The 23,671-nt window shown below is 63.8% G+C and carries 24 protein-coding genes; 19 read left to right on the top strand and 5 right to left on the bottom strand.

Going from position 1 to position 23,671, the window contains the following annotated elements:
- The 6 genes from CLU90_RS08490 to glpK all read left to right on the top strand — a co-directional run bounded on the left by CLU90_RS08490 (position 1) and on the right by glpK (position 6,473).
- Complete coding sequence (locus CLU90_RS08490) at positions 1-1,113, top strand: ABC transporter ATP-binding protein (RefSeq protein ID WP_100427685.1); 1,113 nt, start codon at positions 1-3, stop codon at positions 1,111-1,113.
- A complete protein-coding gene (locus CLU90_RS08485) occupies positions 1,113-1,997 on the top strand; it encodes a carbohydrate ABC transporter permease (protein WP_034754965.1) in 885 nt (294 codons plus the stop codon). Before CLU90_RS08490 ends, CLU90_RS08485 begins: the two co-directional genes overlap by 1 nt.
- Entirely contained in the window at positions 1,994-2,800 is an 807-nt protein-coding gene (locus tag CLU90_RS08480) for a carbohydrate ABC transporter permease (protein WP_070256602.1), read from the top strand. Before CLU90_RS08485 ends, CLU90_RS08480 begins: the two co-directional genes overlap by 4 nt.
- A gap of 28 nt (positions 2,801-2,828) precedes the next feature.
- Positions 2,829-3,104, top strand: coding sequence for a DUF2160 domain-containing protein (locus tag CLU90_RS08475; RefSeq protein ID WP_034755012.1), 276 nt, complete (start codon positions 2,829-2,831; stop codon positions 3,102-3,104).
- A 72-nt stretch (positions 3,105-3,176) separates the two neighbouring features.
- Entirely contained in the window at positions 3,177-4,904 is a 1,728-nt protein-coding gene (locus CLU90_RS08470) for an ABC transporter substrate-binding protein (protein WP_092714360.1), read from the top strand.
- A 75-nt stretch (positions 4,905-4,979) separates the two neighbouring features.
- Positions 4,980-6,473, top strand: coding sequence for a glycerol kinase GlpK (glpK, locus tag CLU90_RS08465; protein WP_100427684.1), 1,494 nt, complete (start codon positions 4,980-4,982; stop codon positions 6,471-6,473).
- A 19-nt stretch (positions 6,474-6,492) separates the two neighbouring features.
- Here the strand turns inward: glpK and CLU90_RS08460 are convergent, their stop codons facing one another.
- Entirely contained in the window at positions 6,493-7,053 is a 561-nt protein-coding gene (locus tag CLU90_RS08460) for a YdcF family protein (RefSeq protein WP_100427683.1), read from the bottom strand.
- A 54-nt stretch (positions 7,054-7,107) separates the two neighbouring features.
- Positions 7,108-7,740 carry a cysteine hydrolase family protein gene (locus CLU90_RS08455; RefSeq protein ID WP_100427682.1) on the bottom strand — a complete coding sequence of 211 codons (633 nt, stop codon included), beginning with the start codon at positions 7,738-7,740 and terminating at the stop codon, positions 7,108-7,110.
- Between the two features lie 142 nt (positions 7,741-7,882).
- Here CLU90_RS08455 and CLU90_RS08450 point away from each other — a divergent pair, with 142 nt between their 5' ends.
- The gene (locus CLU90_RS08450; protein WP_100427681.1) at positions 7,883-8,845 is read left to right on the top strand and encodes a helix-turn-helix domain-containing protein; all 963 of its coding nucleotides are present in this window, start codon (positions 7,883-7,885) and stop codon (positions 8,843-8,845) included.
- Here CLU90_RS08450 and CLU90_RS08445 read toward each other — a convergent pair.
- Complete coding sequence (locus CLU90_RS08445; protein ID WP_100427680.1) at positions 8,828-9,688, bottom strand: tetratricopeptide repeat protein; 861 nt, start codon at positions 9,686-9,688, stop codon at positions 8,828-8,830. The two genes, CLU90_RS08450 and CLU90_RS08445, sit on opposite strands and share 18 nt — an antisense overlap.
- A 125-nt stretch (positions 9,689-9,813) precedes the next feature.
- Between CLU90_RS08445 and CLU90_RS08440 the strand changes: the two genes are divergently transcribed.
- Positions 9,814-10,587, top strand: a complete 774-nt coding sequence (locus tag CLU90_RS08440) for a helix-turn-helix transcriptional regulator (RefSeq protein WP_100427679.1) — start codon at positions 9,814-9,816, stop codon at positions 10,585-10,587.
- Between the two features lie 58 nt (positions 10,588-10,645).
- A complete protein-coding gene (locus CLU90_RS08435) occupies positions 10,646-11,590 on the top strand; it encodes a DMT family transporter (RefSeq protein ID WP_100427678.1) in 945 nt (314 codons plus the stop codon).
- Here CLU90_RS08435 and CLU90_RS08430 read toward each other — a convergent pair.
- Positions 11,556-11,903 (bottom strand): hypothetical protein, encoded by a 348-nt coding sequence (locus tag CLU90_RS08430; RefSeq protein WP_092714377.1) that lies wholly within the window; start codon positions 11,901-11,903, stop codon positions 11,556-11,558. The genes CLU90_RS08435 and CLU90_RS08430 overlap by 35 nt on opposite strands.
- A gap of 148 nt (positions 11,904-12,051) precedes the next feature.
- Positions 12,052-12,552, bottom strand: coding sequence for an Lrp/AsnC ligand binding domain-containing protein (locus tag CLU90_RS08425; RefSeq protein WP_070222192.1), 501 nt, complete (start codon positions 12,550-12,552; stop codon positions 12,052-12,054).
- A 105-nt stretch (positions 12,553-12,657) separates the two neighbouring features.
- On the opposite strand from CLU90_RS08425, the gene CLU90_RS08420 reads away from it, so the two are divergent.
- The 10 genes from CLU90_RS08420 (at position 12,658) to CLU90_RS30115 (ending at position 23,595) form a co-directional block, all read left to right on the top strand.
- Positions 12,658-13,947 (top strand): D-amino acid dehydrogenase, encoded by a 1,290-nt coding sequence (locus CLU90_RS08420; protein ID WP_092714380.1) that lies wholly within the window; start codon positions 12,658-12,660, stop codon positions 13,945-13,947.
- A gap of 13 nt (positions 13,948-13,960) precedes the next feature.
- Positions 13,961-15,076 (top strand): alanine racemase, encoded by a 1,116-nt coding sequence (alr, locus tag CLU90_RS08415; RefSeq protein WP_232731127.1) that lies wholly within the window; start codon positions 13,961-13,963, stop codon positions 15,074-15,076.
- Positions 15,077-15,164: 88 nt separating this feature from the next.
- Positions 15,165-15,722: an NADPH-dependent FMN reductase gene (locus tag CLU90_RS08410; RefSeq protein ID WP_100427677.1), complete on the top strand. Its 558-nt coding sequence runs from the start codon at positions 15,165-15,167 to the stop codon at positions 15,720-15,722.
- Positions 15,723-15,864: 142 nt separating this feature from the next.
- The gene (locus CLU90_RS08405) at positions 15,865-17,448 is read left to right on the top strand and encodes a sensor domain-containing diguanylate cyclase (RefSeq protein ID WP_100427676.1); all 1,584 of its coding nucleotides are present in this window, start codon (positions 15,865-15,867) and stop codon (positions 17,446-17,448) included.
- A gap of 117 nt (positions 17,449-17,565) precedes the next feature.
- Positions 17,566-18,102: a hypothetical protein gene (locus CLU90_RS08400; protein ID WP_092714388.1), complete on the top strand. Its 537-nt coding sequence runs from the start codon at positions 17,566-17,568 to the stop codon at positions 18,100-18,102.
- Between the two features lie 41 nt (positions 18,103-18,143).
- Positions 18,144-18,560 (top strand): hypothetical protein, encoded by a 417-nt coding sequence (locus CLU90_RS08395; protein WP_092714390.1) that lies wholly within the window; start codon positions 18,144-18,146, stop codon positions 18,558-18,560.
- A 120-nt stretch (positions 18,561-18,680) separates the two neighbouring features.
- Positions 18,681-19,037: a hypothetical protein gene (locus CLU90_RS08390; RefSeq protein ID WP_100427675.1), complete on the top strand. Its 357-nt coding sequence runs from the start codon at positions 18,681-18,683 to the stop codon at positions 19,035-19,037.
- Between the two features lies 1 nt (position 19,038).
- Positions 19,039-20,397, top strand: a complete 1,359-nt coding sequence (locus tag CLU90_RS08385; RefSeq protein WP_232731126.1) for a TolC family protein — start codon at positions 19,039-19,041, stop codon at positions 20,395-20,397.
- A 2-nt stretch (positions 20,398-20,399) separates the two neighbouring features.
- Complete coding sequence (locus CLU90_RS08380) at positions 20,400-21,782, top strand: multicopper oxidase family protein (protein ID WP_100427674.1); 1,383 nt, start codon at positions 20,400-20,402, stop codon at positions 21,780-21,782.
- Positions 21,783-21,939: 157 nt separating this feature from the next.
- The gene (locus CLU90_RS30115) at positions 21,940-23,595 is read left to right on the top strand and encodes a methyl-accepting chemotaxis protein (protein ID WP_100427673.1); all 1,656 of its coding nucleotides are present in this window, start codon (positions 21,940-21,942) and stop codon (positions 23,593-23,595) included.
- Positions 23,596-23,671: the final 76 nt, after the last annotated feature.

The following is a 23,671-nucleotide window of genomic DNA, read 5'->3' as shown; positions in this document are numbered from 1 at the left end:
ATGGCGCGCATCGAACTGGTCGACCTGGCCCACGCCTACAAACCGAACCCGACGGCCCCCGCCGACTATGCGCTGCGGCCCATGAGCATGGCGTGGCATGACGGCGGCGCCTACGCCTTGCTGGGGCCGTCCGGCTGCGGCAAGACGACCTTGCTCAACATTATCTCCGGCCTGGTCAAGCCGTCGCATGGCAAGGTGCTGTTCGACGGCAAGGACGTCACGCAGCTGCCGACCGAGGCGCGCAATATCGCGCAAGTGTTCCAGTTTCCCGTCATCTACGACACCATGACCGTGCACGACAATCTCGCGTTTCCGCTGCGTAATCGCGGCTGGAAAGAGATCGAGGTGAAAAAGCGCGTGCAGCAAGTGGCGCAGATGCTGGAATTGACGGGCGACTTGAAGCTGCGCGCCAGCGGCTTGTCAGTGGACGCCAAGCAAAAGATTTCGCTGGGCCGCGGCCTCGTGCGCCCTGACGTGGCGGCCGTGCTGTTCGACGAACCGCTGACGGTGATCGACCCGCACCTGAAATGGCTGTTGCGCAGAAAATTGAAGGAGATCCACCACGAACTGAAATTGTCCCTGATCTACGTCACGCACGACCAGGTGGAAGCGCTGACCTTTGCCGACCAGGTGGTCGTCATGACGCAGGGCGAAGTGGTGCAGACGGGCAGTGCGCAAGCGCTGTTCGAGGAGCCCGAGCACACGTTTGTCGGCTATTTCATCGGCAACCCGGGCATGAACTTGCTCGGTTGCACCCTGGACGACGGTGGCGTGCGCGTGGCGGGACAGCTATTGGCCGTGTCCGCTGCCGCCCGCGCGGCGCTCTCTGGCGCGCAAGGCAAGATCACGCTGGGCGTGCGGCCGGAATTCGTCGAATGCGTGCAGGCGGGCGAGGGTGGCGAAGGTGGCGACCATTGCCTGGACGCCACGGTCACGGCCGTGCGCAATATGGGCACGCATTACCTGGCGGAATTCCAGCTGGGCGGCGCGAAGGTGGCGGCCAAGCTGCGCGCCATCGACGCCGTCGCCGGGGCGCAGTTAGGCCAGTCTGTGCGGCTGCGCTTTCCGCCGCAACGCACCCTTTTCTATGTCAACGATAAGCGGGTGGCCTGATGATACATAACGGTAAAACCGATAACAACCGCCGCGCCTGGCTATTGATCCTGCCCGTGCTGCTGTGCGTGGCCTTTTCCGCCATCCTGCCCCTGATGACGGTGGTGAACTATTCCGTGCAGGATATTCTGAGCCCCACACAAAAGGTTTTCGTGGGCACCGAGTGGTTCCGCATGGTCATGCTGGACGGCGATCTGCACAGCGCCTTGCTGCGCCAGCTGCTGTTTTCCGGCTCCGTGCTGGCCATCCAGATTCCGCTGGGTATTTTGATTGCCCTGTGCATGCCGGCCGATGGCTGGAAGGCGTCCCTCGCCCTGGTGCTGATCGCGCTGCCCCTCTTGATACCCTGGAACGTGGTGGGCACCATCTGGCAAATCTTTGGCCGCGGCGACATCGGCCTGATGGGCTACACCCTGAACCAGCTGGGCTTTGACTACAACTACAACGGCAATTCGCTCGACGCGTGGCTGACGGTGATGGTGATGGATATCTGGCACTGGACGCCTCTCGTCGTGCTGCTGTGCTATGCGGGCTTGCGCGCCATTCCCGACGCGTATTACCAAGCGGCGCGCATCGACGGCGCCTCGCGCCTGGCCGTGTTCCGCTACATCCAGCTGCCGAAACTGCGCAATGTGCTGATGATCGCCGTCTTGCTGCGCTTCATGGACAGTTTCATGATCTACACGGAACCGTTCGTGCTGACGGGCGGCGGGCCGGGCAATGCCACCACGTTCCTGTCGCAATACCTGACGCAAAAGGCCGTGGGCCAGTTCGACCTGGGGCCGGCGTCCGCGTTTTCCCTGATCTATTTCCTCATCATCCTGCTGTTCTGCTTTGTGCTGTACACGTGGATGCAGCGCGTTGGCACGGGAGACCAGAAATGATGCACAAGAAAATGAGCAGCACCATCCTCGTCGTCTTTTTGCTGGGTTCGCTGTTGCCCATCTACTGGATGCTCAATATGTCGCTCAAGACCAACGAGGAAATCGTCGGGGTCTTGAGTCTGTGGCCGCAGCAACTGACGTTCGCCAACTACCACACGATTTTTACCGACCGGTCCTGGTACAGCGGCTACATCAATTCCATGATCTACGTGGCCTTGAACATGGTCATGTCGGTCACGGTCGCCTTGCCGGCCGCCTATGCTTTCTCGCGCTACAACTTCGTGGGCGACAAGCATTTGTTCTTCTGGCTGCTGACCAACCGCATGACGCCGCCCGCGGTCTTCCTCGTGCCCTTCTTCCAGCTGTATTCGACGGTGGGCCTGATGGATACGCACCTGGCCGTGGCGCTGGCGCACATGGTCTTCAACGTGCCGCTGGCCGTGTGGATACTGGAAGGCTTCATGTCCGGCGTGCCGAAGGAAATCGACGAGACGGCATATATCGACGGCTACAGTTTCCCGCGTTTCTTCATCCGCATCTTCTTGCCGATGATCAAGTCGGGCGTGGGCGTGACGGCCTTCTTCTGCTTCATGTTCAGCTGGGTGGAATTGCTGCTGGCGCGTACTTTGACGTCCGTCAACGCCAAGCCGATCGCCGCCACCATGACGCGCACCGTGTCGGCGGCCGGCATGGACTGGGGCGTGCTGGCGGCGGCGGGTGTGCTGACCATCGTGCCCGGCGCGCTGGTGATCTGGTTCGTGCGGCATTACATTGCCAAGGGTTTCGCGATGGGGAGGGTGTGACATGGAAAATACCGATAGCACGGCCAGCCTGTTCGGCTGGATGGCGTGGACGCCGGAAGTGGCCATCTTCTTCATTTGCATCGGCCTGATGCTGGCCGGCATGACGGTGTGGCAAATCCGCTCGCCCAGCATCGAGCGCAAGGGTTTTTTGCCCATGCCGACGACGCGCGGCGACCGGCTGTTCATCGGCTTGCTCACGGCGGCGTATGTGAATCTGGCGTGGGCGGGGTTTACGGAAATGCAGCAGGCCATCGGGGCTGCCATCAGTTTTGTGTTGTTGTTGATTGTCATGCGTTGGGGATAACCGGCTTGCCGGTGTTGATGGATGCCGTACCGCCAGCAGGCGGCCGGTAAAAACTATAAAAGGAGATTCACGATGAAATTGAAGTTCACGGTCTTCGCGGCTGCGGCCATGCTCGTGTCGAATGCGGCCCTGGCCGACGCCAAGCAGGCGCAAACCTGGATCGACAAGGAATTCCAGCCTTCCAGCCTGAGCAAGGAGCAACAGCTTGCTGAAATGAAATGGTTCATCGATGCGGCGGCCAAGCTGAAAGCCAAGGGCATCAAGGAAATTTCCGTCGTCTCGGAAACCATCGACACCCATGTCTACGAATCGAAGACCCTGGCCAAGGCCTTCGAGGAAATCACGGGCATCAAGGTGCGCCACGACATCATCCAGGAAGGCGACGTGGTGGAAAAGCTGCAGACCTCCATGCAGTCCGGCAAGAGCATCTATGACGGCTGGATTTCCGATTCCGACCTGATCGGCACCCACTACCGCTATGGCGCCGTCGAGCCGCTGTCCGACTACATGGCCGCCAAGGGCAAGGAATTTACCAATCCCGGCCTGGACTTGAAAGATTTCATCGGCATCAGTTTCACGACGGCGCCCGATGGCAAGGTCTATCAACTGCCCGACCAGCAATTTGCCAACCTGTACTGGTTCCGCGCCGACTGGTTCGCGCGCAAGGATCTGCAAGCCAAGTTCAAGGCCAAGTATGGCTACGAGCTGGGCGTGCCGCAGAACTGGTCCGCCTATGAAGACATCGCCGACTTCTTCACGAATGACGTGAAGGAACTGGACGGCAAGAAAGTGTATGGCCACATGGACTACGGCAAGAAAGATCCGTCGCTGGGCTGGCGCTTTACCGATGCGTGGCTGTCGATGGCTGGCGCGGCCGACAAGGGCATTCCGAACGGCATGCCTGTCGACGAATGGGGCATCAAGGTGGCGGCTGACAAGTGCACGCCCGTGGGCGCCTCGATGTCGCGCGGCGGCGCCACCAATTCGCCGGCGGCCGTCTTTGCGCTGACGAAATACATCGACTGGATGAAGAAATACGCGCCGCCGCAGGCGAACGGCATGAATTTCTCGGAATCGGGCCCCGTGCCGGCGCAGGGTGAAATCGCCCAGCAAATCTTCTGGTACACGGCGTTTACAGCCGGCATGACGAAGCCGGGCTTGCCAGTGGTGAACAAGGACGGCACGCCGAAATGGCGCATGGCGCCGTCGCCGCACGGCCCGTACTGGAAAGAGGGCATGCAGAACGGCTACCAGGACGTCGGTTCCTGGTTCCTGTTCAAGTCCACGCCCGATGACCGCAAGGCCGCCGCCTGGCTGTACGCGCAATTCGTCACGTCGAAAACCGTGTCGCTGAAGAAATCGATCGTCGGCCTGACCTTCATCCGCGACTCCGACATCCGTCACGATTACTTCACGAAACACGCGAACGAGTACGGCGGCTTGATCGAGTTCTACCGCAGCCCCGCCCGCGTGGCGTGGACGCCGACCGGCAACAACGTGCCCGACTATCCGAAGCTGGCGCAGCTGTGGTGGAAGAACGTGGCAACGGCCATCACGGCGGAAAAAACGCCGCAAGCGGCCATGGATAACCTGGCCGAGGAAATGGACCAGGTCATGGCGCGCCTGCAGCGGGCCGGCATGAAGGCGTGCGCGCCCAAGCTCAATCCGAAGGGCGATCCGAACCAGTATCTGTCGGACCAGCACGCTCCATGGAAAAAGCTGGCGAATGAAAAACCGAAGGGTGAAACGATAGCCTACGACAAGCTGCTGCAAGCCTGGAAAGAAGGCAAGGTAAGGTAAACTGCCGCCGCAGTGCTGAGGGCACGGAGCTTGATGGCTCCGTGCCTGTTTTTACCCGATTTGCACCACCAGACAATGACCACATACATACTTGCTTTAGACCAGGGCACCACCAGCTCGCGCGCCATCCTGTTCGACCATGCGGGCCGGCCGCACGCCAGCGCGCAGCGCGAGTTCCGCCAGATTTTTCCCCAGCCGGGCTGGGTCGAGCATGACGCGAACGAAATCTGGGCCTCGCAAGAGGGCGTATTGCAGCAGGTGCTGTGCGACAGCGGCGTGGCCGCTTCCGACGTGGCCGCCATCGGCGTGACCAACCAGCGCGAAACGACGGTGCTGTGGGACCGCGTTACGGGCGAGCCCGTCGCCAACGCCATCGTCTGGCAAGACCGCAGAAATGCGGCCTATTGCGAGCAACTGGTCGAGCAGGGCAAGGCGGACTTGATCCAGCAAAAGACGGGCCTGGTGCTGGACGCCTATTTTTCCGCCACCAAGCTCAAATGGCTGCTCGACAACGTTCCCGGCGCCCGCGCGCGCGCCGAACGGGGCGAGCTGGCCTTCGGCACCGTCGACAGCTGGCTGATCTACAAGATGAGCGGCGCCCACTTGACGGACACGAGCAACGCGGCGCGCACCATGCTGTTCAATATCCACACCCTGCAATGGGACACGGACTTGCTGGCGCTGCTCGGCATTCCCGCCTCCCTGCTGCCCGACGTCGTGCCCTCGAGCGGCGTGGCCGCGCACACGCATGCGGCCTTGCTGGGCGTGTCCGTGCCGATCGCCGGCATCGCGGGCGACCAGCAGGCCGCCACCTTCGGCCAGGCTTGTTTGAAGCCGGGCATGGCCAAGAATACCTACGGCACGGGCTGCTTCATGCTGATGAACGTGGGCAAGCGCCCCTTGCCATCGAAAAACCGGCTGCTGACGACGGTGGGCTGGAGCCTGGGCGCCGGCAGCGACAAGACCGATTACCTGCTCGAAGGCAGCGCCTTCATCGCGGGTGCGGCCGTGCAATGGATGCGCGACGGCATCGGCATCATCCGCGACTCGTCCGAAGTGGAAGCGCTGGCCACCAGCGTGCCCGATTCGGGCGGCCTCGTCTTCGTGCCCGCGTTCGCTGGCCTCGGTGCGCCATACTGGGACCCGTATGCGCGCGGCACCCTGATCGGCATCACGCGCGGCACGGGCAAGGCGCACATCGCGCGCGCGGCATTGGAAGGCGTGGCTTACCAGAACGTGGACGTCCTGTCCGCCATGCAGGACGACGCGGGCATCGCGCTATCGGAATTGCGCGTGGACGGCGGCGCGGCCCGCAACGACATGCTGATGCAGTTCCAGGCCGACATCTTGAATGTGCCCGTGGTGCGTCCCGTGGTGACGGAAACGACGGCCCTGGGCGCCGCCTACCTGGCGGGCCTGGCCGTGGGTTTCTGGGAATCGCAGGAAGAAATCGCCGCCCAGTGGCAGGTGGGACGCCGTTTCGAGCCGAAGATGGCCGCCGATGAACGGTTGACGCGGCTGCACAAATGGCAGCGGGCCGTGGAGCGGTCGCGCGACTGGAGCGAGTGAGTTAGGGAATAAGCCAGGATCAATTGCGCATGAAATACACGGCATAGCCCACCGTTTCGCGCGGCACGGAATACAGGTCGCGCAGCTCGAAATAGGGCGCGTGCACGTTGCCGCTGACGGCGATGCCGCTGCGCTCCAGCGCCAGCCGGAAGCGGGGCACATGGAAATATTGTGTGGCGACCATGGCCGTCTTCCAGCCATGCGTGCGCATCAGAACGGCCGCATTGCGCGCCGTGGCGTCCGTCGTCCAGCCCTGGTTATCTTCGATGATGGCGCCGGCCGGCACGCCGCGCGACTGCAGGTAGCGGGCCATAGCCGCGGCCTCGTCAAACCCTTCCTTGCCCGTCGCCCCGCTGACGAGAATGCGCGGCGCCCTGTGTTCCTGAAACTGTTTCAGCGCCACGTCGAGCCGCGCCTGCAGCCGGGGGCTGGGCGTGCCGTCGGGCGCAATCGTATTGCCCGGCACGACGATCACATCGGCGGGAGCCAGTTTGTCGTTCAGGCCCGCCAGCATCAGGGCGGCGGTGGCCAGCAGGAATACGCCAACAGCGCTTGAACCGAGCACAGTTATTTTTCGCATCGTTCATCATCAAATAGGGAATGGACGCATGATACCCGTCCATTCCTACTGGTGTCAGTTCGCCTGCGCCTTGCGCGCGCGCTGGTTCGACAGATAAATATTGTCCATTGCCAGCGGCTTGCCTTCGCTTACGGCCTTGAGCCAATCCTGCGTGCTGGACACGGCGGCGAAATTCGAGTGGAATACGGCGCTGAAGACGCGGTGGATTTCCTCGGCGCTGGCCGTGCCGCCCGCGTTGGCGTAGGGCAGGGTGCCGGTGGCGTCCTGCAGGAATTCCACTTGCAAGCCGTCGTGCGCGGCGTGGTAGATGGTGGCCGCGTCGCAGTTGTGCGTCATGTAGCCGATCACGCTCAGGGTGTCGATGCCGTGGTCGGCCAGCCATTCGCGCAAGTCCGTGCCCGCAAACGCGCTGCCCATGGTCTTGTTGATGCGGTGGTCGGCGGCAAAGGCGGCCACTTGCGGATGCAGCTGCCAGCCGTCGCTGCCCTTGGCGAAAATGGGCGAGGCTTCCGGCGCATCGTGCTGGACGACGATCACGGGCACGCCGGCGGCGCGGGCGGCGGCCATGGCCTGGACGATGTTCGGCAGGGAAATGTCGACGGATGGATATTCGATGGGCATGTCGCCCGTGAAGTATTCATTTTGTACGTCGATGACGAGCAGGGCGCGGCGCGGGGTGGTGGACATGGCTTCTCCTTGAGTGGTTGAAAGAGGAAACGGCTCCTCGATACAGCCATTTTCAGGCTGCGGGCCGCAAATTAAAAGTGGCCCGAAGGACTATCTGCGATAAAATCGGGCCATGACTACTACTCTTGCCCTTGTCGCTCCGTTGACGGTGGCCGTGATTGCCTTCGACGGCATGACGCCATTCCACTTGTCCGTGCCTTGCCTCGTGTTTGGCGCCCAGACGGACGAGGCCGATCTGCCGTCTTTCCACGTGCGCGTATGCGCCGCCGATCCCGTGCCCATGCGCACGGCGGCCGGCTTCGGCATCACGCCCGAGTTCGGCCTGGAAGGATTGGGCGGGGCCGATATCGTCATCATGCCGGCCTGGCACGATGATTGCCGCGACGCGGCGGCGCCCCTGGTCGCGGCGCTGCAGGCGGCCAGCCGGCGCGGCGCACGCATGGTGGGCCTGTGCCTGGGCGCATTTCCTTTGGCACAGGCGGGCTTGTTGGACGGCAAGAGCGCAGCCACGCACTGGGGCATGGCGGACTGGCTGGCTGCCCGTTATCCCAAGGTCAGGGTGGACCGGGAAGTGCTGTACGTGGACGATGGCGCCGTGCTGACATCGGCCGGCGTGGCGGCCGGCCTCGATTGCTGCCTGTATCTGCTGCGCCAATTGGCGGGCGCCGAGGTGGCCAACCGGGTGGCGCGCCGCCTGTTGGTGGCGCCGCACCGCCAGGGCGGGCAGGCGCAATTCATCGAGCGTCCGCTGCCCGTGTCCGGCAGCGAAGGGCGCTTTGCCGACGTGCTGGCCAGCGTGACGGCCAGCCTGGGCAAGGCGCACAGCATCGACGCGCTGGCCGAACAGGCCGCCATGAGCCGGCGCAATTTCACGCGCCACTTCCGCCAGGCCATGGGCACTTCGTTCAAGCAGTGGCTGCTGAACCAGCGCCTGGCGCATGCGCAAGGCTTGCTGGAAAAGAGCGCGGCCTCGATCGACGTCGTGGCGCAAGAGGCCGGCTTCGGCACGGCCCTGTCGCTGCGCCAGCATTTCCGGGCCAGCTTGCAGACGTCGCCATCGGCGTATCGCAAGCTGTTCCGGCAGCAGCTAGGCCAGGTCGCCTGACCATAGCATGGCGGGATCCCGGCTTCCCTGCGGCAGCCCCGCGCTGACGGCGATTTGCCGCGCGATGAAGGCGGTTGGATCGAAGGCGTAGCGTTCCTGGAACGAGACGGTTTCGGCGCTCATCAGTTCGGCGTAGGTTTGCATCAGGGTCGAGGCGCGTATCGAGTCGCCCTGGGCCAGGTAGTCGTCGATGGCGGCCAGCAGCACGCGATAATCCCCATTGTCCTTGCTGCCGCCAAAGTGGAACGACAGCTGCCCGCAGGCGCGCCAGATGGGGTCAGGTTCGCCATCCGGCACCGGCTGCGTGCGCAGCCATTGCAGGGCTTTCAGGGGCGGGCCGCCAAACGAGGGCGGCGAGATGATGGCCTGGATGGCCACCCTGGCGGCGTCAGCGGTTCTTCCCGCGCGCACGTACAGGCCGTGCAGCAAGGCCAGGGCGTCCGTATATTCGGGAATGATGGCCAGCGCCGCTTCCAGCAGGGCGATGGCCGCGTCCGGCTTGCGCTGCGCGATCAATTCCTTGGCCGACAGGAAGGCGGCGCGCGGCGAGGCGGGGTCGTCGTCCAGCGTTGGCGTGCCGACATACTCGTCTTCCGCTGCAGCGTGGGCTTGCAGGAACGCCGCCAGGCTGGAAAAGTGCGGCTGGATGCGCCATTCATCGTGCCACGTTTCGACGACGATGGGCTCGCTCGCTTCGCGGCCGATGGGCCAGTACAGGCCGAAACTGTCACCATTGCCCAGCGCGCCTTCGGCAAACGGGGTGAAGCCGAGCGGTGGATACGCTGTCGAGTGTTGCCAGTCTTGTTCCGCCGAGATGTGGGCGAGGCTTGCGGGTAATTGCATGGAAGCACCGGAGGAGAAAACGCCAGTGTAGGGCAAGACGGCGGCGCAAGGCGCCCGCATCGGCGCATCGGCAAGGAATAACCGAACTGATAAAATGGAGACTTCTTCGCCCGGGCGGTCTCGCCATGTCCAGTTCATCACACTCTGCCATCGACCTCAGCTTTCGCAGCTATGCGCACATCGGCGCGCCGGACCGCCACGATTTCGTGCAGCTGGTGCTGCCCCTCAGCGGACAGCTGTTGCTGGAAATCGACGGCAAGCAGGGGAAAGTCGATACGCAGCTGGGCGTGGTGATCCCGGCGCACGCCTGGCATGCCCAGCATAGCCAGGTGGCCAATCACTCCATCATCGTCGACGTGGACGCGGCCGTCGTGGCGCGCAGCGGCTGGCAGCGCCTGCTGGACGGCTCCTACACGGCGATCGGGCCGGGCGCCCGCAAGCTGATTGAATACCTGGGTGTCATGGCGCAGCAGCGGGCGCTGACGCCGGCCGTTGTCACGGGCTGGACGCCGCTGTTGCTCGATACCTTGTTGCTGGGAGAGCCGCAGCCCCGTTCGCGTCTTGGCGCGTTGCTTGCTCGTGTGCAAGCCGAGCCGGGCTTGCCGTGGTCGACGGCGTCGATGGCGCACTTTGCCAATCTCAGCGTCAGCCGTTTGCATGCGCTGTTCCGAGAGGAAATGGATATCAGTCCGCATGCCTGGCTGCGGCAGCAGCGCATGGCGCGCGCTTGCGACTTGCTTGCCGCCGGCGATGCCAGCCTGGCCGAGATCGCGCTGGCGGCCGGCTTTTCCGAACAGAGCGCATTGACGCGCGCCATGCGCGACGGCATGGATGTCACGCCGGCGGCCTACCGGCGCGCATGTCGCGATAAATGGGAGAAATGGTCAACAAGGCAGTAGCTGGCGCCAAGAATGGACGCGGCAGACTTGCCACAATCTCCTTTTCAGGAGATTGACCATGCATCAGGAAAACAAGAGCCGGCGGGGTATGCTTGCCGGCATCGCCGCGGGCGCGCTATGGGGGCTGGTATTCCTGGCGCCCGCGCTGATCCCCGCCTTCCAGCCGCTGGAATTGTCCGTGGGCCGCTACCTCGCGTATGGCCTGATCGCGGCCGTGCTCGTCGCGCCGTCGTGGCGGCGCCTGCTGCGCACCTTGGGCTGGCGCGAATGGCGCGGCCTGGTCTGGCTCAGCCTGACCGGCAATATCGTGTATTACGTGCTGCTGGCCAGCGCCGTGCAGACGGGCGGGGTGGCCATGACGTCGATGGTGATCGGCTTGCTGCCGCTGGTCGTCACGCTCGTCGGCAGCCGCGACCGCCATGCCGTGCCGCTGCGCAAATTGATGCCTTCCTTGCTGCTGAGCGCGGGCGGGCTAGCCTGCATCAGCTGGCAGTCGCTGGCCAGCCCCCGCCATGCGTCCCTGCTGGGGCTGCTGTGCGCGCTGGCGGCGCTGCTGTCGTGGACGGTGTATGCGGTCGGCAACAGCCGCTGGCTGGGACGGCTGCGTTCGGTCTCGGCGCAGGAGTGGAATCTGTTGACGGGCGTGGTCACGGGCGCTGCCGCGCTGCTGCTGGCCATTCCCGTCGCGCTGGCCGCGCCTGGTAAGCATGGCGGCACGGCCTGGCTGCAATTTGCCGGCGTCGTGACCGGTGTCGCGCTGCTGTGTTCTGTCGTCGGCAACGGCTTGTGGAACCAGGCCAGCCGCGTCCTGCCGCTGACCATGATGGGACAGATGATCGTCTTTGAGTTCCTGTTTGCCTTGCTGTACGGCTACTTGTGGGAGCAGCGCTTGCCCACGCCTGCGGAAGCGGCGGCGACGATCCTGCTGCTGGCGGGCGTGCTGGCGTGCGCCGCGGCGCACCGGCCGCCTAGTTGCGCGGCTCGTGTATCCGGAATTTCCTGACGATGCCCGCCTGGTCGAACATCACGGCCACTTCGCGCGTGCCTTTTTCGCCGAGCAGGGGGATCAGCCGCGTTACCTTCGGCGCTTGCAGCTGGTTCTTGTAGACCCATACTTCATAGCCGGGATCGAAGCTGACGACGGTGGCGTTGCCCAGGGCCGCGTCGAGGTCGAGGCGGGTGGTCTTGCCGACCTTGATGTTCTGATAGATGGCGCCATTGTCCGGCGCGCGGTTGACCTTGTATTCACTGGCGGTGCACATGGCCACGGCCAGGCCCGCGAGGCAGGAAACTGCCAGTTTGATCAATGTGTTCATAGGGACTCCCAGTGTGCATCACTGCTTCCAATCTCAGAGGGGACGGGCGTGATGTCTGAGCAGGAGTGTGCTTGCGAACCACGCAATGTGCTACCAGATTATACAAAGGCGCACAATCCGGTGCCGTTGGTGTCGCCAGGCGATACTTTTAGCGGTTCTGCAGCACGTCGGTCGACAGCGCCAGGGTTTCCTTGATTTCTTCCATCACCACATAGCTTTTCGATTGCGCGGCGCCCGGCAGTTGCAGCAGCATGTCGCCCAGCAGCTTGCGGTACTCGGCCATTTCATGGATGCGCGCCTTGATCAGGTAATCGAAATCGCCCGACACCAGATGGCATTCCTGCACCTCGGGAATCTGCAGCACTTCGCGGCGGAATTGCTCGAAGGCGGACGCGGATTTTTGATTGAGCGTAATCTCTACAAAGACGAGCAGCTTGGCGCCCAGCGCGGCCGGGTTCACCTTGGCGTGATAGCCCGTGATGACGCCGTCGCGTTCCATGCGCTTGACCCGCTCGATGCAGGGCGTGATGGACAGGCCCACCTGTTCACCGAGGTCTTTCATCGAGATGCGGCCATCCTGTTGCAGGATGCGCAGGATGTGGCGGTCCAGCTTGTCGAGGCCACGTGCCGATTCTTTAAGGATTCTCATGATTTATTGCTGAATATCTCGATTTATACGTGAACAAATACTGGCTCTTTCCCAATATGATAGCGGTTAATCTGGCGTCAGCCTAAAAAATATAATGAGGAAACTATGCGTATCGTGATTCTGGGTAGCGGCGTCATCGGCGTCACCAGTGCTTACTATCTGGCCAAGGCAGGACATGAGGTGACCGTCATCGACCGCCAGCCGGGCCCGGCACTGGAAACCAGCTTCGCGAATGCGGGGCAAATCTCGCCCGGCTACGCTTCGCCATGGGCCGCGCCCGGCATTCCCCTGAAAGCCGTGAAGTGGATGATGCAGCGCCACGCGCCCCTGGCCATTTCGCTCGACGGCAGCGCCGCCCAGCTCAAATGGATGTGGCAGATGTTGCGTAATTGCACACCGGAAGCATATGCCGTGAACAAGGAACGCATGGTGCGTCTGGCCGAATACAGCCGCGACTGCTTCAAGGTGCTGCGCGCCGAGGCGGGCATCACCTATGAAGGCCGCCAGCAAGGCACGATGCAATTGTTCCGTACCGAAAAGCAATACAACGACGCCGCCAAGGATATCGAAGTATTGAAAGAAGCAGGTGTGCCGTATGAAGTGCTGCAGCGCAACGAGCTGTCGCGCGCCGAGCCGGCCCTGGAAGCCGTCAAGGAGAAACTGTTCGGCGGCTTGCGCCTGCCCAACGATGAAACGGGCGATTGCCAGCTGTTTACCACCCGCCTGTCCGAGATGGCCGAGGCGCTGGGCGTGAAGTTCCGCTACGGCGTGTCCATCGACGCCTTGCTGACGCAGGGCGATGAAATCGCCGGCGTGCAATGCGGCGCGGAAATCGTCAAGGCCGATTCCTATGTGGTGGCCCTCGGTTCCTACTCGACGGGCTTCATGAAGCCGCTGCTCGACATTCCCGTGTATCCATTGAAGGGTTATTCGATCACCGTGCCTATCGTCAACGCGGCCAAGGCGCCCGTGTCGACCATCCTCGATGAAACCTACAAAATTGCCGTCACCCGTTTCGACGACCGCATCCGCGTGGGCGGCATGGCGGAAATCGCCGGCTACAACCTGAACCTGAACCCGCGCCGCCGCGAAACCCTGGAAATGGTCGTCAACGACCTGTTCCCCGGCGGCGGCAACACGGCCGAAGCGACATTCTGGACGGGCTTGCGGCCGATGACGCCGGACGGCACGCCTATCGTCGGCCGCACGCCGCTGCGCAACCTGTTCCTGAACACGGGCCACGGCACCCTGGGCTGGACCATGTCCTGCGGTTCGGCGCAATTGCTGGCCGACCTGATGTCGTCGAAAAAGCCGGCCATCCTGGCCGATGACCTGTCCGTCAGCCGCTACAGCGGCGCGCAGGGCCATGGCAAACTGCAACACGCGGCGGCCTGAGATGGCGGCCAGCATGCCTCCAAAGGAACGTAGCGGCGCCATCCTGACGGTGGACCTGGACGCCGTGCGCGCCAACTACCGCTTGCTGCGCGACAAGGCGCACCCGGCCGCCTGCTCGGCCGTCGTCAAATCCGACGCGTATGGCCTGGGCGCCGCGCAAGTGGGCGCAGCCCTGTATGAAGAAGGGTGCCGCCATTTCTTCGTGGCGCACCTGGAAGAGGGCATCAGCCTGCGTCCACACGTGGCGCCCGACGCGGCCATCTTCGTGTTGCACGGTCCGCCCGTCGGCACGGAAGGTGAATTCACGGCCCACGGCCTGATTCCCGTGCTCAACAGCGAGCCGCAGGTGGCGGGCTGGCGCCAGCACGCAAAGGCCTTGGACACCACCCTGGACGCCATCGTGCAGGTGGACACGGGCATGTCGCGCATGGGCCTGTCGCCGCAGGAAATCGATGGTTGGCTGGCGGATGAACACTTCCTCGACGGCATCAAGGTGCGCTACGTCATGAGCCACCTGGCGTGCGCCGATGAGCGCAGCAACCCCATGAATGGCGAGCAGCTGGCCCGTTTCATCGCCATCCGCGCCCGTTTGCCGCAATACCGCGCCAGCCTGGCCAATTCCTCGGGCATCTTCTTGTCGCCCGATTATCACTTCGACCTGGTGCGCCCGGGCGCTGCCCTGTACGGCATCGGGCCGCAGGGGGGCGAACCGAATCCCTTGCGCTCGGTCGTGCGCCTGCAAGGCAAGGTGCTGCAGACGCGCACGATTGCCGCCGGCGACCACGTGGGCTACAGCCGCCGCTACACGGCCAGCGAGCCGCGCCAGGTGGCCACGGTGTCCGTCGGCTATGCCGATGGCTGGCTGCGCAGCATGAGCAACCAGGGCCTGGCCATCGTCGACGGCGTGAAAGTGCCGCAGATCGGCGCCATCTCGATGGATTCCATCACGCTTGACGTAAGCGCCATCGCCGAAGAACGCGTGGCGCCGGGCAGCCTGGTTGACCTGATCTGCGCCGAACACCCGGTCGACGCCGTCGCGGCCATGGCCAATACCATCGGCTATGAGGTATTGACGAACCTGGGCGGGCGCTACTACCGCGAGTATCAAGGGCTTGCCGGCGCACGTTAAGCAGCGCGAAACCCATGATTGTGTGGCAAGATAGCCCTGTAGTGAGCTTCACTCCAGGGCTATTCTTTTACCATCATCGGGGATATATATGAGCCAATATAACGTTGCTATCATCGTCGGCAGCCTGCGCAAGGATTCCTTCAACCGCAAGCTGGCCGATGCCCTCATCAAGCTGGCGCCGCCCGAGTTTTCTTTCAAGCACATCGAAATTGGCGACTTGCCGCTGTACGACCAGGACGATGACGGCGCCCAGGCCGAGCAGGTGCTGCGCCTCAAATCCGACATTTCCGCATCACAAGCCTTGCTCTTCCTCACCCCCGAATACAATCGCTCGATCCCCGGCGTGCTGAAAAACGCCCTCGACCACGGCTCGCGTCCGTATGGCCAGAGCGTGTGGGGCGGCAAGCCGGGCGCCGTGCTTGGCGTGTCCGTCGGCGCCACGGGCACGGCGCTGGCGCAGCAGCATTTGCGCAATATACTGTCCTACCTGGACGTGCCGCTGCTGGGACAACCGGAAATGTTTATCCAGGCCAAGGATGGTCTGTTTGACGAACATGGCGGCATCGGTCCGGCCAGCCTCGGTTTCTTCCAGGGCTGGATGCAGCGCTACGCGGACTGGGTCCGCAAGCACGCGATCCACGCTTGATGCAGATCAAAGCGGCAGCGTTTTGCGTTGCCGCTTGTACGCTTTCTTTGACCATGGATGCCAATATTTCAATATTGGCACGGGGGTCTCGGTATAATGCGCTCTTTCTTTAGCGCAATACTTTCCAGATCTTGCCAACCCCATGTGGACTAAACCTGTTCCGCGCATGAATCTGCGCCGTTTGATCGTGCTCGTGGCTTTTGCCAGCGCCCTGGTGTCCCTGGCCAATACCTTCTATGCCAGCTACAGCGTGCAGCGCCAGTTGCTGATCGACACCACCCTGGAAGCGAACCACGCGTATGCGAGCAAGCTGGCCAGCACGGCCGAGGATTTCCTCCAGTCGGCGCGCCAGCAGCTGGCCTACAGCGCCGGCAGCCTGCCGTCGCGCATGGGTGACGAGCAGTGGCTGACGGACGAGGCGCAGCGGCTGCGTTTGCAAACGAACAGCTTCAATTCCGTGCTCATCGTCAATGCGGACGGCAAGGTGCTGGGCGTGTCGCCCGAAACGCTGGCCCTGAAAAACCGCACGCTCGATTCGGCCGGCGCCATCCAGGCGCTGCGCGAACGGCGCCCGCTGGTGACGCAGCCTTACGTCTCCTCGGCCGGCAACCTGGTGGTCTTCATTTCGCACCCCATCGTTGGCAAGGATGGCCGTTACCTCGGCTATGTGGGCGGCAGTATCTACCTGAAACAGAAAAACATCCTGTACACCATGCTGGGCCAGCATTATTACCGTGACGGTTCCTACCTGTACGTGGTGGACCAGAACCGGCGCCTGCTGTACCACCCGAATCCCGAACGCCTGGGCGAAGTGGCCGGCAGCAATGACGTCATCGATACCATCATCGCGCAGCAGGGCGGCGGCAACCGGCGCATGCGCAACAGCCTGGGCGTGGACATGCTGGCCGGCTACGCCGTCATGCCATCGACGGGCTGGGGCATCGTGGCGCAGCGTCCGACGGCCATGACCCTGGCCCCGCTGAAACAGCTGATGGCCAACACGGTATGGCATTCGCTGCCGATCGCCTTGCTGAGCCTGCCATTCATCTGGTGGCTGGCCAGCCTGATTTCGCGGCCCCTGATGCAGCTGGCCGACGGTGCGCGGCGCATGGATGCGGCCGGCACGGCCGAGCATATCGGCGCCATCCGCGCCTGGTACGTGGAGGCGGCGCAGATCAAGAAAGCCCTGCTGAAGGGCCTGGCCTTGTTGCAGAACAAGATCGGCAAGTTGAAGTCCGACGTGGAGACGGACCCGCTGACGGGCCTGTCGAACCGGCGCGGCATGGCGGCGGCGCTGGGCGCCTGGCAGGCGCAGGCACGGCCGTTTTCCGTCATCGCCATCGACATCGACCATTTCAAGCAAGTCAACGACCAGTGGGGCCATGCCGTGGGTGATGAAGTCATCCTGCGCCTGGCGCAACTGATGCGCGCCTGTTCGCGCGGTGCCGACGTGCTGTGCCGCAATGGCGGCGATGAATTCATCATGCTCTTGCCCGACGCCGACCTGGACGTGGCCCTGCAGGTGGCCGAGCGCCTGCGGGCCAAGGTGGGCGCCGCCGTGATTCCCGGCGCGGGCGCCATCACGGTGTCGCTGGGCGTCGTGTCGTCGGAACAGGAGGCGGGCAAGGTTGGCGGCGCGGACGCCGTGCTGCTGGCCGCCGACGCGGCCCTGTACGTGGCCAAGGAAAGCGGCCGCAATTGCGTGGGCATCACGGAGCCTGCCTGAGAAACTGATCCGCTGTTTTCTGTTGCATCTGAGCCTGTCCCGTTTGCCCGCCAGCGCTTACCATGTGACCCTGATCAGGTACAACGAGGATGGCGGGCATGGCGGGGATGGATATCGATGACGTTTGAGCAAGCACATGGCATCCGTTGCGAAGTCGACGGCCAGCTTCACCCCCTGGCCTACCTCGGCTGCCGCGGACTCAACTATGGCCAGCACAGCGTGCTGCCGCTGCATCCGTTCCGCCTGAGCGTGCCGGAAGCGGCGCTGGCGCCCCTGCTCGACGAACCGTTCAACAGTTTTATCCAGACTTGCCGCGAAGACGACCTGCAGGACGAGGAAAGCGACTTGCCCGCGCTTAAGGACGCTGGCTACCCCGACATCACGGCCATGCTGGCAGGCCACCGGCCGCTGCTGGCCGAAATGCTGTATGACTTCATGATCAGCGATTTAATGGATGCGATCGGGCGGGCCAGCGGCTACCGGAGCCGGGTTCCACGCTACTGGGGCGACGTGGAGGCGGCGGACAACCGCGCGTATTTCATCGTCAATGAAGTGGAGACAGTCTCCTTTGCCGATGGCTACGCCATCTTCGAAGGGCAGGGCTACTACGGCGTCTACGTGATCTGGCTGACGCACGGCTACGGGCGCAAATAGGGGCTTGACCTTCCTCGTGTGGGAAGGTTTATAGTTGTGCCATGAACCGTGCCTTTTTCCGCTTTCTCGCCCGCTCGCTGCTCTGGCTGCTGGCCGTCACGCTGCCCCTGCAGGGATTTGCGTCGGCCATGCGCAGCTGCTGCGTGGATGAGCTGGCGGTAGTTGCCACGGTCACCGTCGAGGCAATGCAGGCGCCCCCGTGCCACGACATGGCGGACATGCAGATGGCGGACCAGCCCATGAAAATGGCCATGGACGATGGCGGCGCCACGCACCACGGCCACGATTGCAGCAACCACGGCGCGTGCACCGTGGGCGCCACGGCGCCGCCGGGCATGCCCGCCTTGCACGCCCTGACCCTGCGCGCGCCGCCTCCGGCGCTGGCGCCCGATTCCCCGTTCGCCGGGCATATCCCGCCTGGTCCCGAACGTCCCCCGAGAAGCACGCGCTCCGCCTGACCGCCCGTTGAACCTGGCGGTGCCGCCGTCGCACGTCCCGGCATCCTGAGCCTTGCACCGGCCGCGCCAGCGTTCCAGTCGCGCGCCCGCCGCGCCATACCCTGTCATTCAAGGAATACCATGAAATATCTGTTCAGCCTTGCGCTGGCTGTGCTGCCGCTGGCCGCCGCAGCGCAATCCCCGTCGCCGTCCCCGTACTCCCCGCAAGAGGCGCAAGCATCCGTGCCGGCCACCACCTACCGCTCCGCCTTTGCCGGCTACCGACCCGCCGCCGAGGACGAGGCCACGCCCGACCAGACGTGGCGCGCCGTCAACGAGAAAGTCGGCAAGGCCGGCGGCCACATGGGCATGATGAAAATGGACGGCCACAAGATGGAAGGGCACAAGATGCCGATGGCTCAGCCCATTCCCAAGCCCGATGCCCAGCCTGCCCCGCAACATCAGCAACACCAGCACCACCAGCATGAAGGACACTGACATGACGCGTCTCAAGAAATCGTATTGCCTCACGCCGCTGGCCCTGGCGGCCGTCCTGCTGCTCGGCGGCTGCGCCAGCTTCAGCCAGGATGGCGGCATGCAGGCGGTCTCCGCGCTGGCCGACGCCCGCACGGGCGCGCCCGCGGCGCTGACGGACACGGGCGGCGAGGACAAATTGGCTGCCTTGCTGGCCCAGCCCCTGGACGCCGACAGCGCCGTGCGCATCGCTCTGATGAACAACCACGGCATGAAAATGGCGCTGGCCGAACTGGGCGCGTCCGAGGCGGACCTCGTGCAAGCGGGGCGCTTGCGCAATCCCGGCCTGTCGTTCGGCCGTTCGCACGGCAGCCATGGCAATGAAATCGACCGTGGCGTCAGCTTCGACCTGGCCGGCTTGCTGACCATGCCGATGCGCGTGAACATCGAGCGGGGCCGTTTCGAGCAAGCCAAGCTGCAGGCCGCCAGCAGCGCCGTGCAACTGGCGCTTGATACGCGCAGGGCCTATTTCAATGCCGTGGCCGCCGTGCAGACGGAAGCGTTCATGCAGCGCGCGCTGCTGTCGGCCGAGGCGGGCGCCGAACTGGCCACGCGCCTGCAGCGGGCGGGCAACTGGAGCCGCCTCGACCAGGCGCGCCAGCAAGTGTTTTATGCGGACGCCGTCGGCGACCTGGCGCGCGCCCGCCACCAGGCATTGGTGACGCGCGAGCACCTGACGCGCTTGCTGGGCCTGTGGGGCAAGCAAACCAGCTTTACTTTGCCATCGCGCTTGCCCGACTTGCCGGCCCAGGCGGCGGACGCGGGCAATATCGAGGCGCAAGCGATGGAGCAGCGCCTCGACGTGCAAAGAGCGAAACTCGACGCGCACGCGACGGCCGATGCGCTGGGTCTGGCCAAGGTGACGGGCTTCATCAATGTGCTCGACGTGGGCTATACCAACAAGAGCACGAGCGTAGCGCCGCGCGAAAACGGCTATGAAGTGTCGCTGGAACTGCCGCTGTTCGACTGGGGTTCGGCGCGCAATGCGAAGGCGCAAGCCCTGTATGAGCAGTCGCTGCAGCGCACGGCGGGCACGGCCGTCAAAGCCCGCTCGGAAGTGCGCGAGGCGTATTCCAGCTACCGCACGGCCTACGACCTGGCGCGCCACTATCGCGATGAAGTCGTGCCGCTGCGCAAGACGATCTCGCACGAGGTGCTGTTGCGCTACAACGGCATGCTGGCCAGCGTCTTCGAACTGCTGGCCGACGCGCGCGAACAGGTCGCCAGCGTCAACAGCGCCATCGAAACCCAGCGCGATTTCTGGATCGCGCAAACCGAACTGCAAGGCGCCATCAATGGCAGCGGCCCCGCCAACAAGGAATAATGATGATTACACGTAGAAACTTTTTCATGAATGCGGGCGCCGTCGCCCTCAGTGCCGCCGCCGTCAGCCGAGTCGGTGCGGCGTCGTTGCCGGAAGCCGTCAGCATGGCTGGCGCCGATACGAAAGCACCGCCACCGCCGCCGAACGGGCGCCCGTACAATCCCGTCGTCACCCTGAACGGCTGGTCCTTGCCCTGGCGCATGAACAACAACGTCAAGGAATTCCATCTGGTGGCCGAGCCCGTCGTGCGCGAACTGGCGCCCGGCATGCAAGCGAACCTGTGGGGCTACAACGGCCAGTCGCCCGGTCCCACGATTGAAGTGGTGGAGGGCGACCGCGTGCGTATCTTTGTCACCAATAAATTGCCGGAACACACGAGCGTGCACTGGCATGGCCAGCGCTTGCCCAACGGCATGGATGGCGTCACGGGCCTGACCCAGCCGGGGATTCCTCCTGGCAAGACCTTTGTCTATGAATTCGTCGCCAAGCGACCCGGCACTTTCATGTACCACCCGCATGCCGATGAAATGACGCAGATGGCCATGGGCATGATGGGTTTCTGGGTCACGCATCCGAAAGACCCGAACTTCATGAAGGTGGACCGCGATTTCGTCTTCTTACTCAGCAACTATGACATCGATCCGGGCAGCTACACGCCGAAGATCATGACCATGACGGACTTCAATCTGTTCACCTTCAACAGCCGCGTCTTCCCCGGCATCGACCCCATGGTCGTGCGCCAGGGCGACAAGGTGCGCGTGCGCGTGGGCAACCTGACCATGACGAACCACCCGATCCACATGCATGGCCACGAATTCGAGGTGACGGGCACCGATGGCGGCTGGACGCGCCCCGAATCGCGCTGGCCCGAAGTGACGACCGATATTGCCGTGGGGCAGATGCGCGCGGTGGAGTTTACCGCCACGGACCTGGGCGACTGGGCTTTCCACTGCCACAAGTCGCACCACACGATGAATGCCATGGGGCATGACGTACCGACCATGATCGGCGTCGACCACCAGGGCGTGGCCGCGAAGATCAACCAGCTCGTGCCCGGCTACATGGTGATGGGCGAGCGAGGCATGGCCGACATGGGCGAGATGCAGATGCCTATCCCCGACAATACCCTGCCGATGATGGCGGGCGACGGCCCGTTCGGCGCCATCGGCATGGGCGGCATGTTTACCACGGTCAAAGTGCGCAAGGACCAGAAACCGGGCGACTACCGCGACCCGGGCTGGTATAAACACCCGGCCGGCACGCTGGCCTATGAGTGGACGGGCGCCGTGCCGGAACCGGTGCGCGGCCAGGGCGCGGGCAAGCCGGCGGTAAAAAGCGGCGTGGAGATGACGGTGCGCAAGCCGGGCGCGCACAGCGGCCATTGATGCCCCCGGGACTTGCCAGCATGGCAAGTCCCGGGATATGTTGCTTTGAATCAAGGAATTGTTGGTTAGTGACAATTCGAGCATTTTAGTGACTGTTTTTTCCTTATATTCAAGTCATAGCTTAAATTATTGGCTACCGTCTTGTCTGGGAGGAAACATGTTGAATCAAATGAAAGTGGGGACGCGCCTGCTCGCGGCCTTCTTTTGCGTGGCGCTGCTCGGCGCCATCGTGGCCGGCATCGGCATCTTCAACATGGGCAAGATCGATACCATGGCAGGGCAGATGTATAACCATGAATTGCTGGGGCTGTCGTACATCAAGGAAGCCAATATCGCCCTGATCAAGGTGGGCCGCGCGCGCAGCAATTTTCTGCTGGCGACCACCAGCGAAGAGCGCGCGGGGCGCCAGGCCGATATCGGCAAATACCTGGAAGAGAACAAGAGCAACCTGGACAAGGCCCGGCCGCTGTTCGTCACGCCGGCCGCCAAGGAACTGTTTGCCCGCTTCGCCGCTGTCGAAGCCGAGTACGTTGCCACCATGCAGCAGGCGCTGATCCTGGCGGCGGCCGAACCGCTGGCCCAGCGCAGCGTGCAGCTGGTTGAACTGCTCAACAAGACGCGCCTGCATGCCGATGAGCTCGACGGCGTGCTCGATAAATTGTCATTGCAGAAGGAAGCGCGGGCCAAGGCGGCGGCCGAGCAGGCATCCGGCGTGTACCAGGCCAGCCGCAGCTTCATGATCGCGCTTGTGCTGGGCAGCATGGCGGCCGGCCTGGCGCTGGGGGCGCTGATCACGCGCGGATTGACGCGCCAGCTGGGCGGCGAGCCCGCATATGCCGTCAAGATCGCCGGCGCCATCGCCGAGGGCGACCTCACCGTGGAAATCCGCACGGCCGGCCACGACAGCACCAGCCTGCTGTTTGCCATGAAGACCATGCGCGACAAGCTGGTGGGCATCGTCAGCCAGGTGCGTTCGGGCACGGACACCATCAATACGGCCTCGGGCGAAATCGCCCAGGGCAACCTCGACTTGTCGTCGCGCACGGAAGAGCAGGCCAGTTCGCTGGAAGAAACGGCGTCGTCGATGGAACAGCTGACGTCGGCCGTGCGGCAGAACGCGGACAATGCGCGCCAGGCCAATGCCCTGGCCGGCGCCGCGTCCGACGTGGCGGGCAAGGGCGGCGCCGTGGTGGGGCAGGTGGTGCGGACGATGGAATCGATCAATGCGTCCTCGCGCAAGATCGTCGACATCATCAGCGTCATCGACAGCATCGCCTTCCAGACGAATATCCTGGCCTTGAACGCGGCCGTGGAAGCGGCCAGGGCGGGCGAAGAGGGACGCGGTTTCGCCGTCGTGGCGTCCGAAGTGCGCAACCTGGCGCAACGTTCCGCCAGCGCCGCCAAGGAAATCAAGACCCTGATCGGCGACTCCGTCGAGCAGGTGGAAATCGGTTCCAGACTCGTGCATGACGCGGGCAAGACGATGGATGAAGTGGTGACCAGCGTGCGCCAGGTGGCCGACATCATGCAGGAAATCACGGCCGCCAGCGCCGAGCAAAGCGCCGGCATCGAGCAAGTCAACCAGGCCGTGCTGCAGATGGACCAGGTGACGCAGCAAAACGCGGCCCTCGTGGAAGAGGCGGCGGCGGCCGCCGAATCGCTGCAAGACCAGGCCCAGACCCTGACGGAACTGGTGGGCGTGTTCCGTCTGCATGCCCAGGAGCAAGGGCTGGCCGTGCCAGCATCCAGCAACGTCACGCCGCTGCGCCGCCCAGTGCCGGCCGCCAGGCAGGGCGTGCGGCGCCTGGCCTGAAAGCGGTTTGACCGAGCGCAATCGGCGCGGCGGTGGTAGGCTGTCGCTATTGCGCGTTTATCACTTCCGGGTCTTT

Source organism: Janthinobacterium sp. 67, assembly GCF_002797895.1.
Lineage (GTDB): Bacteria > Pseudomonadota > Gammaproteobacteria > Burkholderiales > Burkholderiaceae_D > Janthinobacterium.
Note: the sequence above shows the minus strand (reverse complement) of the source record. Positions and strands in the feature narration are given on the sequence as shown.

Bases quoted from the DNA above. Each gene is read 5' to 3' on its own strand.
- CLU90_RS08490 (WP_100427685.1), top strand. From the start codon at position 1: ATGGCGCGCATCGAACTGGTCGACCTGGCCCACGCCTACAAACCGAAC.
- CLU90_RS08485 (WP_034754965.1), top strand. From the start codon at position 1,113: ATGATACATAACGGTAAAACCGATAACAACCGCCGCGCCTGGCTATTG.
- CLU90_RS08480 (WP_070256602.1), top strand. From the start codon at position 1,994: ATGATGCACAAGAAAATGAGCAGCACCATCCTCGTCGTCTTTTTGCTG.
- CLU90_RS08470 (WP_092714360.1), top strand. From the start codon at position 3,177: ATGAAATTGAAGTTCACGGTCTTCGCGGCTGCGGCCATGCTCGTGTCG.
- glpK (WP_100427684.1), top strand. From the start codon at position 4,980: ATGACCACATACATACTTGCTTTAGACCAGGGCACCACCAGCTCGCGC.
- CLU90_RS08460 (WP_100427683.1), bottom strand. From the start codon at position 7,053: ATGCGAAAAATAACTGTGCTCGGTTCAAGCGCTGTTGGCGTATTCCTG.
- CLU90_RS08455 (WP_100427682.1), bottom strand. From the start codon at position 7,740: ATGTCCACCACCCCGCGCCGCGCCCTGCTCGTCATCGACGTACAAAAT.
- CLU90_RS08445 (WP_100427680.1), bottom strand. From the start codon at position 9,688: ATGCAATTACCCGCAAGCCTCGCCCACATCTCGGCGGAACAAGACTGG.
- CLU90_RS08440 (WP_100427679.1), top strand. From the start codon at position 9,814: ATGTCCAGTTCATCACACTCTGCCATCGACCTCAGCTTTCGCAGCTAT.
- CLU90_RS08435 (WP_100427678.1), top strand. From the start codon at position 10,646: ATGCATCAGGAAAACAAGAGCCGGCGGGGTATGCTTGCCGGCATCGCC.
- CLU90_RS08430 (WP_092714377.1), bottom strand. From the start codon at position 11,903: ATGAACACATTGATCAAACTGGCAGTTTCCTGCCTCGCGGGCCTGGCC.
- CLU90_RS08425 (WP_070222192.1), bottom strand. From the start codon at position 12,552: ATGAGAATCCTTAAAGAATCGGCACGTGGCCTCGACAAGCTGGACCGC.
- CLU90_RS08420 (WP_092714380.1), top strand. From the start codon at position 12,658: ATGCGTATCGTGATTCTGGGTAGCGGCGTCATCGGCGTCACCAGTGCT.
- alr (WP_232731127.1), top strand. From the start codon at position 13,961: ATGCCTCCAAAGGAACGTAGCGGCGCCATCCTGACGGTGGACCTGGAC.
- CLU90_RS08410 (WP_100427677.1), top strand. From the start codon at position 15,165: ATGAGCCAATATAACGTTGCTATCATCGTCGGCAGCCTGCGCAAGGAT.
- CLU90_RS08405 (WP_100427676.1), top strand. From the start codon at position 15,865: ATGTGGACTAAACCTGTTCCGCGCATGAATCTGCGCCGTTTGATCGTG.
- CLU90_RS08400 (WP_092714388.1), top strand. From the start codon at position 17,566: ATGACGTTTGAGCAAGCACATGGCATCCGTTGCGAAGTCGACGGCCAG.
- CLU90_RS08395 (WP_092714390.1), top strand. From the start codon at position 18,144: ATGAACCGTGCCTTTTTCCGCTTTCTCGCCCGCTCGCTGCTCTGGCTG.
- CLU90_RS08390 (WP_100427675.1), top strand. From the start codon at position 18,681: ATGAAATATCTGTTCAGCCTTGCGCTGGCTGTGCTGCCGCTGGCCGCC.
- CLU90_RS08385 (WP_232731126.1), top strand. From the start codon at position 19,039: ATGACGCGTCTCAAGAAATCGTATTGCCTCACGCCGCTGGCCCTGGCG.
- CLU90_RS08380 (WP_100427674.1), top strand. From the start codon at position 20,400: ATGATTACACGTAGAAACTTTTTCATGAATGCGGGCGCCGTCGCCCTC.
- CLU90_RS30115 (WP_100427673.1), top strand. From the start codon at position 21,940: ATGTTGAATCAAATGAAAGTGGGGACGCGCCTGCTCGCGGCCTTCTTT.